The sequence below is a fragment of the Legionella nagasakiensis genome, assembly GCF_900639915.1.
GTDB lineage: Bacteria > Pseudomonadota > Gammaproteobacteria > Legionellales > Legionellaceae > Legionella_A > Legionella_A nagasakiensis.
The window spans coordinates 1-649 of record NZ_CAAAID010000039.1 but is presented as its reverse complement, the minus strand read 5'-3'; the positions used below and the strand labels follow the sequence as shown (position 1 = coordinate 649).

Genomic DNA, 649 nt, shown 5'->3' with positions numbered 1-649 from the left:
TACGGGCGGCTCAAGGAGTCAGTGATGCAGCCATTCGCGCAGCGGGATGCGATCCGACAAAATTGAGTGCGTTGCGTGCGCAAGGGGTATCAGCAACCCAGATTCATGAATTAAACGGATGCAGTGCGGCGGCCCTCAAGGCGGCTGGATTTAATGCGAGACAACTGACGGATGCTGGTTTTACACCCCAGGAACTGGCGGCGGCTGGGTTTACCCCGTCAGAAATAAGTGCTGCCCAGCAAGCCAGTGATGCAGCCATTCGTGCGGCTGGTTGCGATCCGACTAAATTACGGGCTTTAAGAGAACAAGGCTATTCAGCCAAACGTATTCGTGAGTTAAATGGATGTAGTGCGGCAGCGCTTAAAGCCGCGGGTTTCAATGCCAGAGATTTGACGGCTGCGGGTTTTACGCCGCAGCAATTGCTCGATGCCGGGTTTACCCCTGCCGAAGTACGGGCGGCTCAAGCAGTCAGTGCTGATGCTATTCGCGCCGCGGGATGTGACCCGGCAAAATTGAGTGCGTTGCGTGCACAAGGGGTATCAGCCGCGCAAATTCATGAATTAAATGGGTGTAATGCGGCAGCGCTGAAAGCGGCGGGCTTTGATGCTAAAGAGCTGGCAAATGCAGGATTTACACCGCAGCAATTGTT

Annotated in this window: 1 pseudogene; it reads left to right on the top strand. The window is 54.7% G+C overall.

The window, feature by feature from the left end:
* A pseudogene (locus E1O52_RS13245) lies at nt 1-649 on the top strand (type IVB secretion system protein DotG/IcmE); the annotation flags it as partial.